This window comes from Acinetobacter sp. YH16042 (assembly GCF_013417245.1).
In the GTDB taxonomy this organism is placed as follows: domain Bacteria; phylum Pseudomonadota; class Gammaproteobacteria; order Pseudomonadales; family Moraxellaceae; genus Acinetobacter; species Acinetobacter amyesii.
This window is the reverse complement of sequence record NZ_VPEJ01000134.1, coordinates 1-1,213: the sequence shown is the minus strand read 5'-3', so window position 1 is coordinate 1,213 and position 1,213 is coordinate 1. Positions and strand designations below refer to the sequence as shown.

General features: G+C 46.6%; 1 protein-coding gene. It reads right to left on the bottom strand.

Translation table 11 applies throughout. The features are described 5' to 3' along the window. Window positions 1-1,166 (bottom strand): type IV secretory system conjugative DNA transfer family protein (locus FTV37_RS17560; protein ID WP_180064347.1); only part of this gene is annotated, 1,166 nt, incomplete at its 3' end. Window positions 1,167-1,213 lie beyond the last annotated feature (47 nt).

The following is a 1,213-nucleotide window of genomic DNA, read 5'->3' as shown; positions in this document are numbered from 1 at the left end:
TTTTGCGCTAGGCCAAGCGCCTTAGCGCCCTGTCGGCTCTCAACATCCACCAAACTTTTCCCCGATTTACGTGCAAAAAGCTCCGCAGTCTCAGGACTTTGGACTCTGTAGACGATTTTAAGGGGTGCATTTTCAAAGACTGCATCGATGACAGTTTCAGGCTTTAGATCACTTGGGCAGTCTCTTAGATCACCAAGGCTTTGATGTGCCATAAGTACATGAAGCCCTTTATCACGTGCAGCACCCAAAGCTTCGAGCGCAGTCTTTGAGATGTGATACTTAAGCTCATCCAAAACGACGAGGATCTTTTTAGGCGTACTTTCTATACGATCACGAATTTCTGTTTGCTGTATAAGCCAGACTAAAAGTATCTTTTGGATGCGGATGATGCGGGAATTTCTCATCGATCCGACGATGTAAACAACCCCCGCTTTTTGTACGACGCTCAAAAGGGAAAGTCCCAGTTTTGCGTTGATCGATGGAGTACGGGCTAGCTCTGAAAATTTTGCTTTAAATCCTTCAGCTTTATCCATCATTTTTCGATGGGCTTTAAAGATGCTTTGAGGTGTATCTCCTACCTCAAAAAGTTCAGAAATGCTCCACGCCATATCTCGGTCTGCTAGCTTGTAGTAGTCGGAGGCTTCTCCTTTCTCTCCAAGCTCAAACCCCGCAACTAAAAGCTCCTCAAGCTGATCTTGATCACACCCTTCGAAGATCGAAAATTGTGGCTTTTTTTTCCGTAAGTCGATGTAGTAGTAAGGCAACCCCGCATCATCGGCCGCTTTTTTGGCTTGGGCTGCCCCATATTCGTCGTCTTTCGGATCAAAGATAAAGCAAGGCTGACCTGCCAAAGCACACTGAGCGACGATCGTCCCGATGGCTCGACCTTTCCCTGCGCCCGAAGTCCCGACTATTTGGCAGTGAGGCAGGTCACCTTCCCAGTAGATCGGCTCGCCTTTCTCATCGAGACCGAGAAAGAAACTGCCCGCTTTATAAAAATTTTCAGGGTTAAAAGATGGTGCACTTTGCTTTTTTTCAGCTTCCTTTGCGACTTCTCGTACATCCGTCAAGTGATCCCTTTCTGTCCCTGCTTTTTTAGTGAAGAAAGACAGAAATTTTTCTGTAAAAGGTACATAAAGACGCTCAAGCAAAGCTATTACAAGCATCCCAAGCACCAAAAACCCGCCATGAGCAAGGGCGTCAGACCATCCTG